The organism is Deltaproteobacteria bacterium (genome assembly GCA_016210005.1).
GTDB lineage: Bacteria > Desulfobacterota > Binatia > HRBIN30 > JACQVA1 > JACQVA1.
Map to the genome: position 1 here is coordinate 1 of JACQVA010000105.1, position 13956 is coordinate 13956.

Sequence of the window (13956 nt, forward strand, 5' to 3'; positions counted from 1 at the left end):
CCGCAGCTCACTCAGTCGTGCCAGTCCCTGCGTTCCGCTGCTCTCCCTTGCCATTCGACCATCCTCCTCTCGTCGAGATGGCCGGGGAGGTTAGTCGAACGCGACGTCAGCGCGCATGCATGCTCACCGGAAGGACACGAGCAGTCCGAATAGTACGTTCGTTACCGCGCGCCCGCGCGGCGTTGCCCGACGCCGGCAAGGGGGGGACGCGGTGCCGGCCGGCACCGCGCGCGGCCTGTTCTTAGAAGCACCCGCACATCGGTGAGTTCGACAACGCCGTGCCGGTGCCGAAGACGAGCGGGATCGAGCAATTTCGGAACGTCGCAACGTCGTGATCATCGCCGAAGTTTGCAACATACCAACAGTCAGGACCGCCCGACCCGAACCCACAGCGTCCGAGTTCAATGCTAGCCTGGTTCGGGCCTCCATCGATACACTCGTGCCCACGGTGACCGTAGCCGACGACCAAGTCGTTGCCTTTGCCGCCGCAAAGCCGAGAGCCAATGACGAGATCTGGAAAGGAAGCCGGGCACGTCAAGGGCAGACTGGGGATGCAGGTACTGAAGATGCCGTCGTTACCCACTTCACCATCAATGACGTCGCTGCCTCCACCCCCGCCGATGCAGTCATTGCCATCGTCGCCGAAGATGTAGTCGTCGCCAGTACCCGCCTGTACGGTGTCATTGCCAAGGCCAGCGTCGACCAGGTCGTTGCCACCCTGATGCACATCGATGACATCGTCACCGCCCTTGGCACAAATGGCATCGTCTCCCGGCGTTCCGACGATCCACTCGGCGTTGCTTGCGTAGCCGCACAGGACACACTTGCCATCGCCGTTCCGATCACACGGCTCGGAGGGGCACGCGCTCAGGTCCGGACAACCGGCACTGTTGCAGTTCCAATCGCACTGTAGCGCCGTTCCCAGGATAAGGTGTGGGTTGCATGTGCCGGTGCTGCATGTGTAGGTGGCACCAGCGCAGTTACACGTCACTGCCCGAACTGGCGCACTCCCCACTACCGCCAGCGTGGCCAGGACAACACTTGCCATAAGCAGACTTCTCCGCTCTTTTCCTTTGCCGCCGATAAGGTTCATACGCTTTCCTCCTCATTGGCTCCTCCGCAAGAATGCAGAGACCCAACTCATCACACACCATTGTGCAATGAGAGGAACACGTCGGTTCCTCTATAGAAGGACCGTCAAAACGCGGTTGACGGTGTCAATCTCAGTCCAACGGACCCATCGAATCACAGGTCCCAGATCTGCATGGGATCGGGATCGTAGAGGCAGAGAGTACCTGTCTTGAGCGCATTGCGGAGATGTTCGCACAGGGCTGGCTGATGTTTGAGTATTCGGTTCAATGTATTCGTGAGGGTCGTCCGCACGTTGATACGCGCCCGCTCGGTCTCCGACGCACCGATCGCGGAGCGGCCCGGTCGGCGGAAGGCCTCGGCCAATTGCGCGGTCAAGGCTTCGCTCTCCGCCCGCAGCCGCTCGACACGGCCGAGATCGTTGCAGCGATCGGCCTCCTCCAGGTCCGAAGCCAGATCGCGCAACCGCCGGCGGTAGTTTTCGCGCGCTTGGCTATCGAGAACCGCAAGCGGCGAATCCAGCGCGCGCACGACCTGCGGCAGGTGGGTCACATCCAGTCCGTTGACCGTCGCCACCAGTTCGAGCACGTGCAACGCTCGCCCTTGATGCTGGATGAGTTGCCCGAGGTATCGCAACCCGCGGCAGTCCTTCAGCCGCACCGTCTCGCCCGCATACGCAACGGTCCAGAATTCGCCGTCACGTCGAAACACGTTGGCAGCACGCCCTGGCCGCGCGCCCCTCTGCGACGCCGATCCCTGCCTCAATACCTGCCAATGCCTGCGAAGGCTGGGGGCGGCGCTCGCGCTCAAGATCTCGTGCACGACGGCGTGGCGGAAATCGAACCGTTCGGTGTCGTCGCGCAGCACGCACAGGATGCGCTGCGCCACCGCCTGGTCGAGGGCCGGAGCCACGTCGCGGAGCTCGCGCTCCAGCAGTTCTGCCAGCGCCGGCAACCCGAAGGTTCGCCCGATCACGGCCGCCGCGGCGAGCACGGCGCGCGTCGCGGGCGAGAGCGCCGCCAATTGCTCTTCCACCGCGTACGCGACACGCTCCGGCACCGGATCGTCGTTCTTCCCGCCATCCCCGTCACGGGCGCACCCGGCGGCGGCGAACTCCGCGACAAAGAGCGGCAGGCCATCGGTTCGCTCGTGAAGGGCGCGCGCCGGCGGCGTGTCCGCCGGCGTGCGCCGCAGCAGTTTCAGATAGGCGCCGACATCGTCCGTGTCGAACGCCCGCAGCCAGAGCGTGTCGGCCCAGACCAGGCAACTGAGCCGACTCAGCCGCGCGGCGCGGAGGGGATCGGCGGGCCGGCAGTCGCGCGCAGTGACGATCAGGCAGACCGGAAGGCTCGCGAGTGTATCGGCCACCGCTTCGAGCAGTTCCAGCGACGGCGCGTCACTGTGATGAAAATCTTCCAGGATCATCAGCAGCGGCCGTGCAACCCCGGCAGCAGCGAGCACATTCTGCAAGCGATCGGCGCTGCGCGTTAGGTCGCCCTCGTCGAGTACCGCGTCGCAGCGACTCGGGCACGCTTGCAGCGGACTCCTACACATGTGTCCATCTGCGTGGTCGCCGAGCGCGTTCGCTGCGCCACAGCACCCGCGCACGATCTGACGCCACGGGCCCAGCGGCGCCCTGACTCCGGCGCGGCACTGGACCCAGTGGACCGCGAATCCCTGCTCAGCCGCCCACGCCGCGGCCGCGCCGGCGAGATAGGTTTTGCCGATCCCGCCTTCGCCCAGCAGGAGCACCAGCCGCCCGCCGCCCCCGGCTGTCGCCCGCAACGCCGTGCGCAGCGCGCTCACTTCGCGCTGCCGGCCGACAATGACGCGCGGGGGCGCAGCCTCTGGCGCCAATTTCGAGGCCTGGGTAAACTTCGAGGCCTGCGTAGATGATGGGCCGGTTAGTGGAGCACACGCGACACTGGGCTGCCGAGAAGGTTCCCGCACTGTGCGCCTGTGTCTAGTCGATCGCGGCCAACATTGTCAATGACAAACCTCAACGATCCAACGGCCCGCAGAACGAACCACGAAGACGCTCGAGTTTGTCCACATCAAATTGCGCTTCATCGCTTTGCGTTGAATTCCGTGACCCGCCCGGCGATGTCCAGCACCGTGCGGCTTACTCGCCCAGCCGGTGTCGTGTCGGTATACGTCCGCGTCGCCGCATTGTAGCTGCGGGTGATCGTGCGGCCGTTGACGACAAGGGTGTCGGTCTGGCTTATCAGGCTCGTCGGGTTCAAAGGGTCCGTGAGGGCCCGAATGAGTTCTTCACCGAGGCCGACACGCCGGTCTTCATACCACCCGTAGGCAGCGGCCAGATCGTGTCCGACCCGGCGCCGGAAGGCCAGCGGCAGGCCCATCAGCCGCGCCGAGCCTGGGCGAGCACTTCATCTCGGGAAACGACATCTTCCGGGTTGCCTTGGTGTTCAGCGATGCGCTCGTCGATGACGGCGCGATGCGCGTCGCCAAGCGGTATGTCGGACGGCTCCGCAGCAAGGCTGTCCCAGATCAACTCCACCAAGCGCAACCGCTCCTCAGCCGGGAGCTTGAGGATTTCGGCAACATCGGCATTGCGCATGGCATTAAGCCTACCACCGTCAGGTCGGCCACGCTAACGCCTCCCGCTGAGCGGCCGCGGGCGAAACGCGACGGCTCAAGCCAAGCGCGTCCCTTCACGCCCGCGGTCCGATCGAGCGGCGGGTTAGGCCTCGACGTGCAATACCTCACCGCGAGCCACCCTTCCGACCGCCGCTTTGAGCTTGGGAACCAGGGGGAGGAGTGCGCGCAGCTTGTTGCTCTTGGCGATGAGCACGATGAGTGGCACTCCGGCCTTGCCGAGATTCTGCTGGTTCTCGATGTTCTGGTCGGTTGTCACGAACACGTCAAAGTCTGCGGACGTAATCAATGCCAGCAACTCACCATTTCGTTTGCCCGCCCAACCGAGTTCCTGGACAGTCGACACCTCATGCTCAGGGATCTGGTGCTTGAGCGGGCGGGGTACGCACTCGTCAAGCAGCACGCGCATGGGCGACGAGCATCTCCTTCGCGAGTTCAAGCACCGCCACCGCCTGCTCCCGCGTCACGCTGGGAAAGTGGTCCAGAAAAACATCAATCGAATCACCATCCTCCAAGTAATCCAGCAGCGTCTGAACCGGTACGCGCGTCCCCATGAACACAGGTGTTCCGCCGAGGATCTCTGGGTCGCTATGAATCACGACTGGCTCGCTCATTGCCATGTCCTTCCCCGGTACCCAATAGCATGATGCGCCTGCCGGGCCTAACGTACGGCATTACACGCGGCGGCCAAAATGGCAGGCTCCCGCTTGGCAGAGTCCGCTCGCGGCCGCGGTCGTGTGGTCATGTTCGGCCCTGGTCGGACCGGCTCAGAACTTCCTGATACGAGAACTCGTCCAGTCGGGCGTTGGTCCGCGCATGTTCGATCGTCATGTTCACCAAATTCCCTCGCTGGTCGAGATCGGCGTAGATGTTCTCGCTGATTTCTCTGGTCTCGGCGACCGGTTTGTCCGTAAACTCCAGAAGGGCGGTGTCGGTACTTCTTGACAACGGAGGCCTTATAGCTGTTCGACACGGTCTTCACAGAAGCCGCCTGAACTCTTCCTCGGTCAAGCCTGCGTCGTGAACGATGCCTCCCATCGTGAACCCGTTGACCGGATCGTGCCGAGGAATCGTCAGGATACGCTTGCCGTCCGTCAAGACAATGTGCTTCGCGCCCTCCCGAGCGACGCGGAAGCCAGCCTTCTGGAACGCCCGCACGGCGCGGCGATGCGGTACGCCGGGTATGCTCGGCATGGCCGCTCAAACCGCCACGTCGATCTCTCTGATGTCGCCGCTCCCAAGCTCCTCGTCCACGACGGCGAGATACTCGCGAATCGCGTCGGAGATGTTCGCCAGCGCCTCCTCCTCCGTTGCTCCCTGCGACCAACAGCCCGGTAGCCCGGGGACCGACACGGCAATGCCCTCGTCAGTCGCTTCTAGTCTGACGCGGTATTTCATGCGCTCAGGATACCCTTTCCCGGCTCGGTCGTCGAACGTAAAAGGGGTTTTCCGGCATCCGGCGCGACGGGGCGGTGCGCGAGATGGTGTGATGGTTGCCGCCGGATGGCGGAAGGGCCTGCCTGCGCCGCGACGAACGCTGCGGGCGGACCCGCTGGCGGTGGAATGAAGGGCGCGGTGCGGCGCAGGGGTGCACGCGGACGCACGACGGCGCAACGGTCGCGGCGCGATCGTGAAAACGCAGGGAGTCGGTGGGTGGGAGAAGCCGCGGGTGATCATGACGTGTCGTGTGCAGTCGCCAGACTCTGTGGACCATCACGGCGAGCAGGCGGGCTGCGCAGCAACGGAGGGTCTTGATAGCGGATAGCGATGGAGGTCTGGACTGACGAGCGAGGGCTCGGACGTTCCGGCAGCCCACTGAATCAACCTGTCTCGCTATCCAGACCTGACCCTAGCCACCCGTTACGTCTCACTCGCGAGCTCGACGGAGCGCGCACGAATGGGCGCGCCGCCCTCGCTTACCTCCGCCGCCGGCGGCAGAGCATCCTCCTTGGTTTCTAGCTTCTCATGCCGTAGCGCCCCCTCCACCGTATCGGCGCTGTGGGCGAACACGGCCTCGACCCATTCGTAGAAGAACAGGCGCGGGCAGTAGACGTACTCGTTGAGCATGCGGGCGGGGAGATACTCCGGCAACTCGATTCGGCGGCGGCGCGCCGCAAGCGGCCGCGTACGCTCGGGAGTCGCATCTGTCTTCGGCAGTGCGTCAGTGGCCATGGGGTGCTCCTTCTTGGTCGGGGCGCAAAGCAGCTCGCCGTTGCAAGCCCGGATCGCGGCGGCGGAAGCCTCCTACCCTCTGCCCTCTTCGTCCACCACGATGCAGGGTGCATCGATCGGTGCGTACGCCTTGCCGAGGGCGGTGATGACGCGGTCGCCGCGGCCTTCGACCGGACCGAGGTCGACGAACAGGACCTGGTCCTCACGGTGGTCGATGATTTCGCTCAGGACGTGCCGGCAGCGCACCAGGTCGGTGGGCGCGAACTGACACTCGAAGATCGAGTACTGCAGGTGGTCGCCGAAGTCGCGCATGGTCTTGTAGACCGTCTTCAGCCGCTTATCGTCGCAGATGTCGTAACAGACGAGGTATGTGTTGCGGGGCATCCATCTCCGGAGCGAAGCAAGAGAGCCGCCAACGTGGGCATCACTCTGGCCCGTTGCCGTTCCGCTCAATGGGTACGGGGCCGAGAACAGATTTGAACAGCGAGCCAGACCGAAGTGAGCGAAGCTCCGCCGGCAAGCGCATGGGCAGCTCGCGCTGCCATATGCGTTCACGGAGTACGGTGCGGTAATGTTGGCGTCGGTTCTGAACAGCTCGGTTGCGATCACGGCCAGCGTGCAGGTCGTGCGCGCGTTCGTGAAGTTGCGGGAGCTGCTCTCCACACACAGGAACCTCGCCTTCTTCTTGTCCCCCTTACCAAGGGGGACCATAGGGGGTCGAAGCGCTGGAGCGCAAGTACGACGCGCAGTTTAGGGTCGTGTTCGACGCGATCCGCCTGTTCATGGCGCCGCCGGTGGCGAAGCGGAGGCGGATCGGCTTCGGCGGTGAACGGTGACGAGGAGTAGTCCTCCTCGCCCGCATCACCGCGGAGAGGAAAGAGGTGAGGGTACTTGCCGGAAGTCCTTGCCTGCGGAGCGCATCATTGTGTAAGGTGCCGCATCACGTTTGGTGAAGGGGGAGATGGCGGCGATTTCAGACTGCTTCGGCGAGTTCTTCCGGACGGCGATGAGGAAGGCGCCGTGCGATTACCAGCGGCGGCTGGCAGAGGACGATCCCTTTCGCGAGCTGCTCGACATTCCGACCGGGCTTGGTAAGGCACTCGTGCGGGTGGCTGCATGGCTCGAACTCCCGCACCGGCGGGTAGGAGGAGCCGATTGAGGAGACAGGCGTCAAATACCAGGACTCAGATGCTTTCTCCGGAGAGCGCGAGCGCCTCCGCGAGTTCGTCCGCCGCTGGGCCGAGCTTGGCCCATTGCTGGAAGAAGAACGCTACGCGGCATTGCAGGACCTAGATGACGAAACGGCGCGGCGAATCACGCTCGACTTGTTCAAGCTTTGGCGGCCACGAGAAGTCGATGACTTCGGGGCTGGCCTCGTCGAGCAACAGAAGGTTTTTGCGAAGCTGCGGCAGCGCGAAGCAGCGGAGAAGTTGAAGCGGTGATCACGAACGAGCACGAGTTTGCGGCGCTGTTCCGCGCGCTTACTGGGAATCCACCGTTCCCTTGGCAGCGAGAGCTTTATCGCCGGTTCACTGCTGGCGAGTTCCCGAAGTCCTGCAACTTACCAACCGGACTGGGCAAGACGTCGGTCATACCGATTTGGATGTTGGCGCTCGCTGCAAGCCCAACGGTTGTTCCGAGGAGGCTTGTGTACGTAGTCAACCGCAGGACCGTCGTGGATCAGGCCACGGACGAAGCGGTGCGTATACGAAAAGCGCTCGGTGCCAAGGCAGAACTTCGGAGTGTCGCCGATGCCTTGCAATCGCTCGCCGCATTTTCCTCCGATATACCATTGGCAATCAGTACCCTCCGCGGGCAATTCGCGGACAACGCCGAATGGCGAAACGACCCGACCCGCCCAGCTGTAATCGTCGGCACAGTGGACATGATCGGCAGCCGCTTGCTGTTCGCCGGTTACGGCTGCGGATTCAAATCCCGCCCGCTGCACGCCGGCTTTCTTGGGCAAGACACGCTGCTGGTCCACGACGAGGCCCACCTTGAGCCCGCATTCCAGGAACTGATCGTCGCGATCGAAGCTGAGCAGCAGCGATGTTGCGAGTTCGGCCGGTTTCGCGTCATGGCGCTGACCGCAACCTCGCGCACTGACGGTGAGCAGTCTGGCCTGACCGACGCTGACCGAAAGCACGCCGTGGTGCGGAAGCGAATCGAAGCAAAGAAGGGCATCACGTTCTGTGCCGCAGACGACCAGAACCACGTCGCGGATGAGGTCGCCGAGCGCGCGCTGAAACACAAGGGCGGCGGCCAAGCGATCCTCGTCTTTCTCCGCGAGCTAAAGAACCTGCACAACGTGGCGAAGAAGATCGACGCAGAATGTCCCGGTCAGGTCCAATCGCTTACCGGCACCATGCGTGGGCTCGAACGCGACGCGCTGGCGAAGGAAGATGCCATCTTTGCCCGATTCATGCCGAAGCCGGGGCCGGGAGTTACACCACAGCTTGGCACCGTCTATCTCGTGTGTACCTCAGCCGGCGAAGTCGGCATCGACATCTCGGCTGATCATCTCGTCTGTGATCTCACTCCGTTCGAGAGCATGGCACAGCGGTTCGGCAGGGTGAACCGTTTCGGCACTGGCGATGCGCGAATTGACGTTGTTTACGAATCCAAATCAGACGAGAAGAAAAAGGATGATCCATACGAGCACGCCCGCTGGGCGACGCTGAGATTACTCCGAACGCTTCCGACAAACCGCGCGCGACGCCGCGACGCGAGCCCGGCTGCATTGGGCAACGTACCTGTTAGCGATCGACAGGCGGCATTCACCCCACCCCCGGTCATCCTTCCCGTGAGCGACATTCTCTTCGACGCCTGGGCGCTCACCTCGGTGCGCGAGAGGTTGCCGGGCCGTCCTCCGGTGGCCGACTGGCTGCACGGCCTTGCAGAGTGGGAACCGCCCGAGACCCACGTCGGCTGGCGTGAAGAGGTCGATGTTCTGAGCACCGAACGGCTCGGCAAATGCAAGCCTGAAGACCTTCTCGATGACTATCCGCTGAAACCGCACGAATTGCTCCAGGACAACAGTAGCCGGGTATTCAAGGAACTGGAGCGGATGGTGGACCGGCACTCGGACAGAGAGATGGGTGCATGGCTGATTGAGCCAGACGGCGAAGTTACGGTCTTGCCGTTGCGCCGGCTGGTGGAGAGGGGCAGGCAGAACCTGGATCATCGCACCGTGCTGCTGGCCCCGAAGGCAGGCGGCCTAAAAGGTGGCATGCTCGACGGCGCCGAGAAGTTCGACGAAGCCTGTTCGTACGACGTGGCTGACTCCTGGACGGACCAGGCTGGGACAGCGCGCCGCTGCCGAGTATGGGACGACGAGGAGCCACCGGAGGGGATGCGACTGGTGCGGGCGGTTGATATCCGCCCCTTTGCTGACGATGAGCCCGAGGGGGACGAAGAGGCGCCTGGTCGACGCTACTGGTATTGGTATGTCCAGCCCCGCTCGGCTGACGATGACGGATCACGAACTGCCAGACAGAAGCAAGGGCTGAGTCCGCATCTTCAATCGGCGGAGCGCTTCGCGAGCGCTCTTGTCGCCAAGCTCAAGTTGAGCGAGCCTGAGGCTTCGGCGATCACGCTTGCCGCTCGGTGGCACGATCTCGGCAAACACCGCGCGATCTGGCAGCGGTCCATCGCCAATCGTGACTACCCCCAGCAAGTGCTGGCGAAGTCTGGGCGCGGCGGGCGACTTCTTGATCTGAATGACTATCGTCACGAGTTCGGATCACTCATCGATCTTGAGAAGAGACAACACGCTGATTTTGGCCAACTCGCCTGGGACGTGCGGGACTTGGTCCTGCACCTGATTGCCGCCCACCACGGCCGGGCGCGCCCGCACTTCCCGCTCGACGAGGCGTTTGATCCCGAGCGCGAGGAGAGTGACGCTGCAGAAGTCGCGCGCAAAGTGCCGCGCCGCTTCGCGCGCCTTCAGCGACAGTATGGCCGCTGGGGGCTCGCCTACATCGAGTCGCTAGTGCGTGCTGCGGATGTTCTCGCGTCGCAGGCCCGCGATGCCTCGATCTCAGGACCGGTCGAGTCAGTCGCGACGCCGACGAAGGATGGTGCGCGATGAGCAAGGTCGCCGAACCCAGCATCCGTGTCCACATCGACCCAACCAACCCCGGACAATTCTTCGCCTGCTGTGGTCTGCTCGAACTGGCCCACAGGTTGTGGAGTGGAGCAGAAGGGTGGTTCGAGGAACAGGGGCTTCACTTTCTCGTTCGTCCTACGCTGGTGATTTCAGATTTCGGCGCAGCGGGCCTAATCAACAAGTTTGCTCGGTGCTCTCTGACCAATACTATGACTGAGACGCAGCTCAAGCGCCGCGATGAGCTGGCGTCGATGCCGAAGAAGAGTAGAGAGAAGGATTCTGCGCTCGAAGCTGAGAAGAAGGCACTTGATACACTCTGGCGAGAGGCGCCAATTCTTCTCCATGAGCCGTTTCACATCCGCTTGGACTGGTTCATCGATGAACGTGCGGGAGGCGACGCGTTCAAGACATGGGCAGGGCAACAATCGGTCGTGGAAATTGCGCGTGGCATGAAAGCGCCTCTGCTGGCGGAGGATTGGAGCACAATCGCTCCCGAGCACTGGCTGGAGAAGAGCACGAACAGCGATTGCCTCCCCTTCAACTTCGACTCGGACCTCGGGGGCATGGGCTCGGATCGCGACGTGGGGTTCAGCTTCGACCCATTGGGCATCCAAGTTCGAACACGACCTCTGGTCGAACTCCTTGCGTTCATCGGCTTACAGCGGTTTCGGCCCGCCAGAGTCGTAACCGAGAATCGCTACCGATTCTCGCTCTGGTCCGATCCTCTCGTCCCCGAGGTTGCTGCCCCTGCTGCTTGTTGCCTGCTGAAATCCCCGGGTTCAAGAACGTTCGAGTTCCGACTTCTCTACCGCACCAAGTATCTGAAGAGTTTTCTTCCGGCCAACCCCATAGGAGGAAATCGATGAGCGACGAGCTGATCAAGAAGTACGACCACTGGCTGAAGGACGACAGCGGTGTAGCCGCGCTGGTGATTCGCGAGAACCTGATGCCCGTGGAGGGACAAGATGGCGTCCTGTTTCCTGCCACCTTCGCCGCCAGCGAAGACAAGACTTTCAAGGGCGGCTACAACATCGATGAGTTCGCAGATGGGAAAAACGTCTGCCTCATCGACAGCGTTGGCTCACAGGCAAACCGGATAGAGCCACTGTTCGCTAAGAAGGAGTACGCGGGTCTCGTGCCGCAAATCGTCGTGAAGGCCGGCGACAAGACCGTCAATCTTCTCGATGCAGGGCACCGCGCTGGCGACGCCATCATCCGTTGCTCGGCCTTGCAGCAAGATCTGCAGGACGCGTTCAAGACGGTGCAGAGCGGCGACGCCGAGCCGCTGGCGAAGGTGGCGCCAACCTCGCTCGTGTTCGGTGTGTGGGATTCTCGCGATACCCAGGCCAAGCTCCCGCGACTGATCGCCTCGACGATTCGTGCCTTTGATGTCCGCAAGCTCACGCGATCTGCCCAGTATGTGCCTGCGACAGAGTACGTTGATAATGGCTTACTCGACGAGCCAGCCGACAAGAAGACGAAGGACGCTTATGCTGAACGGGGGTTCGTGCATGTCCCCGCTTCCGGTTCTCATGGCGGTGTGATCGCAACAGGCGGCATACGCCGTGACGCTACGCTCCACCTCGCCGCGCTGCGCCTCCTTACTGCGGGCGACGTGGAGGCGAAGACACTCGCCCTGCGTCGCTACATTCTGGGCCTCGCGATGACCGGATTCACATACTCGTCTTTCGGCTATCTCCGTCAAGGTTGCAGCCTCGTGCTCGACCCTGACAAACCGCGCGAGGTCCGCGAGGTATACTGCGACGGTCGCCGTGAGAAGGTTACGCTGGAGCATGGTGACGCCCTCAAGTACGCCAAGGCCGCTGCCAAGGCGTTTGGAATCGATCCCGATCGCAAGATCAACCATCAAGTCAGCCCAGACCGCGAGGTCGTGTTCGACAAGGACCTGGCAATGAAGGACGTGAGCGGCGACGACACCGGCCGGCGGCACCAGACGCCGCGGAAGAGCGTGAAAGCCGGGGTGAAGGTTGCTACCGAGCCGCGGAGGTCGCGGAGCGGCGGCACGAAGACGCCGCGGAGGAGTAAGAAATCGAAGTAGCTAGAGCGGCGCTATGTCTTCGCACTTCTGCCTTTCGATCCGTTTCCTTGACCCGCTCTTCCACGGGCGGAGCGATGGCGGCGTACCGGAGTGGCCCCCGTCACCGCTGAGGGTGTTTCAGTCGCTGGTCGCAGTCGCGGCGCGCCAACGCGTGGAGGCCGAATCCGCGTTGAAGTGGCTGGAGAGGCAACCCTCACCGATGCTGGTCGCTCCCGCGGGTGTAACCTCGTCCGGCTACAGCCTGTCGGTGCCCAACAACGCCATGGACATCGTTGCCAGAGCATGGTGCCGAGGCAACTATTCGAACTCGGGCGACGCCAATCCGGCCACACACCGCACGATGAAGACTGTTCGCCCCACGCAACTGCTGGGTGGCGACGCCGTGCATTACCTCTGGCCCATGTGCGAGTCCTTGACCGGTGAGGTTTGCGGCTACGTGGAGACGCTCTCCAGTCTCGCCCGCAGCATTGTCGCGCTGGGCTGGGGCGTAGACATGGCAGTGGGCTATGGCGCCGTTGTGTCAGACGAGCAAGTTGAGGCCTTGCTCGGCGAGCGGTGGCTGCCCGGCGCCGAAGGAACCGGCGATGGCTTGCGCGTGCCACTGCAAGGAACGCTGGACGCCCTGGCACGTCGGCACGAGCGATTCCTGACGCGCCTGAAGTCCCACACGGCGCCGCCGCCGCTGTCTAGCTACGCTACCGTCGAATATCGTCGAGCGACCGATCTGCCGCAACGCCCCGTGGCTGCCTTCTCGCTGCTGAAGCTCGACGCGCGTGGGTTCCGCGCATTCGACACGACCCGACGCGCGCTCACCGTGGCTGGCATGATGCGCCATGCAGCCAAGCTCGCGGCCCAGCATGCTGGTTGGTCCGAGTCGAAGATCAACGCCTTCATCCTGGGCCATGGCGAATCGAAAGACGCCGGCGAACATGTTGCAGTCGGACCGCAGCGCTTCGCCTATCTGCCTCTGCCTAGCATTGAGGGAAGAGGTGAAGGCAAGGCTCTCGTGGTCGGCAGCGTCCGACGCACGATGCTCACGGCATTCGCTGACGACTGCGATGAAGAGATCGCCTGGGCACGGCGTGCCCTGTCAGGGTTGGAACTGACCGACGAGGACAAGAACCAGCCACCGGTTGCGCTGCTCTCGTTACTGCCCACAACTGACAAGATCGTTCGGCGCTACACACAACCCGCTGCGTCCTGGGCTACCGTTACGCCTGTGGTTCTCCCCGGCTACGATGACCCAGCTCACTATCGGCGGCGATTGAAACAGGGGATTGAGGCGGAGGAGCAGAAGCAACTGTTGACTCGCCTGAACGACCGCATCGACGGCCTCCTTCGCAAGGCGATCATTCAGGCTGGCTTCTCCCAAGTCTTAGCGGACCACGCGGACCTGGATTGGCGCAAGGTCGGCTTCTGGCCCGGCGCTGATCTAGCCGACCGCTACGGCGTGCCCGATCACCTCAGACGCTTCCCCCGGTTCCACGTGAGGATCAATTGGCGGGATGCGAACAATCGACCAATTCAGATTCATGGACCCGTATGCATTGGCGGGGGCCGCTTCTGCGGGCTCGGGCTCTTCGCGGCCTTGGCCGACTGAGGCCTTTCCGTCGCTGGGCCACTCCGCCCACTTCGGCCTCGCCTGCCTACCGGAGCGCCGGCGCAGGCAGGGGCAGTTTCGCGGAATTGCCGATTGAGGCATCGGGGCATTTAGCCATTACCGGGATCAGGCAGGAATAGCCGTGACGCCGGTCATGAAGAGATTCCGAGACTACTCAGGCCGAACGGTCCGGCTGACCGCCGAGCGCTGGCAGCACGTCATTGAGCATTCAGAGATGCTGGGACAGGAGCAGAAGCTGCGGCAGACGTTGCGAGAGCCACACAGGGTCCTCACCAGCCGCTTGGACTC

The 13956-nt window shown here is 63.1% G+C and carries 17 protein-coding genes; 6 read left to right on the forward strand and 11 right to left on the reverse strand.

Translation table 11 applies throughout. The features are described 5' to 3' along the window. Positions 1-241 precede the first annotated feature (241 nt). The 11 genes from HY699_10235 to cas2 all read right to left on the reverse strand — a co-directional run bounded on the left by HY699_10235 (position 242) and on the right by cas2 (position 6264). Entirely contained in the window at positions 242-1093 is an 852-nt protein-coding gene (locus tag HY699_10235; protein MBI4516177.1) for a calcium-binding protein, read from the reverse strand. Positions 1094-1245: 152 nt separating this feature from the next. Further along, positions 1246-2895 (reverse strand): AAA family ATPase, encoded by a 1650-nt coding sequence (locus HY699_10240; GenBank protein ID MBI4516178.1) that lies wholly within the window; start codon positions 2893-2895, stop codon positions 1246-1248. Between the two features lie 260 nt (positions 2896-3155). Next, positions 3156-3452 carry a hypothetical protein gene (locus tag HY699_10245; GenBank protein MBI4516179.1) on the reverse strand — a complete coding sequence of 99 codons (297 nt, stop codon included), beginning with the start codon at positions 3450-3452 and terminating at the stop codon, positions 3156-3158. Then, positions 3452-3670: an addiction module protein gene (locus HY699_10250; protein MBI4516180.1), complete on the reverse strand. Its 219-nt coding sequence runs from the start codon at positions 3668-3670 to the stop codon at positions 3452-3454. The genes HY699_10245 and HY699_10250 overlap by 1 nt, the downstream gene beginning before the upstream one ends. Positions 3671-3793: 123 nt before the next feature. Continuing rightward, the gene (locus HY699_10255) at positions 3794-4117 is read right to left on the reverse strand and encodes a DUF5615 family PIN-like protein (protein MBI4516181.1); all 324 of its coding nucleotides are present in this window, start codon (positions 4115-4117) and stop codon (positions 3794-3796) included. Then, positions 4101-4328, reverse strand: a complete 228-nt coding sequence (locus tag HY699_10260; GenBank protein ID MBI4516182.1) for a DUF433 domain-containing protein — start codon at positions 4326-4328, stop codon at positions 4101-4103. The genes HY699_10255 and HY699_10260 overlap by 17 nt, the downstream gene beginning before the upstream one ends. Positions 4329-4449: 121 nt before the next feature. Beyond that, on the reverse strand, positions 4450-4668 hold the full coding sequence (locus HY699_10265) for a DUF2283 domain-containing protein (GenBank protein MBI4516183.1): 219 nt from the start codon (positions 4666-4668) through the stop codon (positions 4450-4452). Between the two features lie 18 nt (positions 4669-4686). Then, positions 4687-4902 (reverse strand): type II toxin-antitoxin system HicA family toxin, encoded by a 216-nt coding sequence (locus tag HY699_10270; protein ID MBI4516184.1) that lies wholly within the window; start codon positions 4900-4902, stop codon positions 4687-4689. 6 nt (positions 4903-4908) lie between these two features. After that, the gene (locus tag HY699_10275; protein MBI4516185.1) at positions 4909-5106 is read right to left on the reverse strand and encodes a type II toxin-antitoxin system HicB family antitoxin; all 198 of its coding nucleotides are present in this window, start codon (positions 5104-5106) and stop codon (positions 4909-4911) included. 462 nt (positions 5107-5568) lie between these two features. After that, positions 5569-5880 (reverse strand): hypothetical protein, encoded by a 312-nt coding sequence (locus HY699_10280; GenBank protein ID MBI4516186.1) that lies wholly within the window; start codon positions 5878-5880, stop codon positions 5569-5571. Positions 5881-5952: 72 nt separating this feature from the next. Beyond that, positions 5953-6264, reverse strand: a complete 312-nt coding sequence (gene cas2, locus HY699_10285; GenBank protein ID MBI4516187.1) for a CRISPR-associated endonuclease Cas2 — start codon at positions 6262-6264, stop codon at positions 5953-5955. A 577-nt stretch (positions 6265-6841) separates the two neighbouring features. On the opposite strand from cas2, the gene HY699_10290 reads away from it, so the two are divergent. The 6 genes from HY699_10290 to cas5u6u all read left to right on the forward strand — a co-directional run bounded on the left by HY699_10290 (position 6842) and on the right by cas5u6u (position 13647). Beyond that, on the forward strand, positions 6842-7039 hold the full coding sequence (locus HY699_10290; protein ID MBI4516188.1) for a hypothetical protein: 198 nt from the start codon (positions 6842-6844) through the stop codon (positions 7037-7039). 94 nt (positions 7040-7133) lie between these two features. Then, entirely contained in the window at positions 7134-7322 is a 189-nt protein-coding gene (locus HY699_10295; protein MBI4516189.1) for a hypothetical protein, read from the forward strand. After that, complete coding sequence (gene cas3u / locus HY699_10300) at positions 7319-9970, forward strand: type I-U CRISPR-associated helicase/endonuclease Cas3 (protein ID MBI4516190.1); 2652 nt, start codon at positions 7319-7321, stop codon at positions 9968-9970. The genes HY699_10295 and cas3u overlap by 4 nt, the downstream gene beginning before the upstream one ends. After that, entirely contained in the window at positions 9967-10854 is an 888-nt protein-coding gene (cas8c, locus tag HY699_10305; GenBank protein MBI4516191.1) for a type I-U CRISPR-associated protein Cas8c, read from the forward strand. The genes cas3u and cas8c overlap by 4 nt, the downstream gene beginning before the upstream one ends. Continuing rightward, complete coding sequence (cas7u, locus tag HY699_10310; protein MBI4516192.1) at positions 10851-12047, forward strand: type I-U CRISPR-associated protein Cas7; 1197 nt, start codon at positions 10851-10853, stop codon at positions 12045-12047. The genes cas8c and cas7u overlap by 4 nt, the downstream gene beginning before the upstream one ends. A gap of 13 nt (positions 12048-12060) precedes the next feature. Next, positions 12061-13647 carry a type I-U CRISPR-associated protein Cas5/Cas6 gene (gene cas5u6u, locus HY699_10315; protein MBI4516193.1) on the forward strand — a complete coding sequence of 529 codons (1587 nt, stop codon included), beginning with the start codon at positions 12061-12063 and terminating at the stop codon, positions 13645-13647. Positions 13648-13956 lie beyond the last annotated feature (309 nt).